The sequence below is a fragment of the Mesorhizobium sp. M4A.F.Ca.ET.020.02.1.1 genome (assembly GCF_004022645.1).
Lineage (GTDB): Bacteria > Pseudomonadota > Alphaproteobacteria > Rhizobiales > Rhizobiaceae > Mesorhizobium.
Genome location: NZ_RZOI01001395.1, coordinates 1 through 457 on the forward strand (window position 1 = coordinate 1; position 457 = coordinate 457).

A 457-nucleotide genomic window follows, 5' to 3' on the forward strand; every position below is an offset into this window, starting at 1 on the left:
AACCAGGATACGGCGTGTCTCCGCCACGGTGATCTCCTCGCAATGGATCTGATGTTATGCCCGCTTGCGGCCCGGCAGACTCTGCCGCCCGAAAAGCCGTTCGCTGATATCGCGCGCCGCGGCCGCGACGCTGACGCCATGGCGTTCGATGTCGCCCTTTTGAATCCGCACCCTCGGTGCCGCGACGGCGATGGTGCCGATGGCGAAACCGTCGGCGCCGAGGATGGGGGCGGCAACGCTCATCACGCCCTCCTCGAAGCCTTGCGTTCCTGTCGAGTGCCCGCGTGCACGGGCGACGGCGATGTGCTCGGCGAGCGTTGCCGCGTCGCAGATCGTGCATGGCGTGAAGGCCGGCAAAGGCCCGGCCAGGACGCCGTTACGAATGTGCTCCTCAGTGAAGGCCAGGAAGGCGATGCCGGAGGCCGTCGCATGCATCGGCAGCACATCGCCTGGCTGC

General features: G+C 67.2%; 1 protein-coding gene. It reads right to left on the reverse strand.

Annotated features, from left to right (window positions below; all coding sequences use genetic code 11):
• Nucleotides 1–54: 54 nt before the first annotated feature.
• Nucleotides 55–457, reverse strand: a 403-nt coding sequence (locus EN742_RS37330; protein ID WP_281035080.1) for an IclR family transcriptional regulator C-terminal domain-containing protein, incomplete at its 5' end; no start/stop codon positions are given.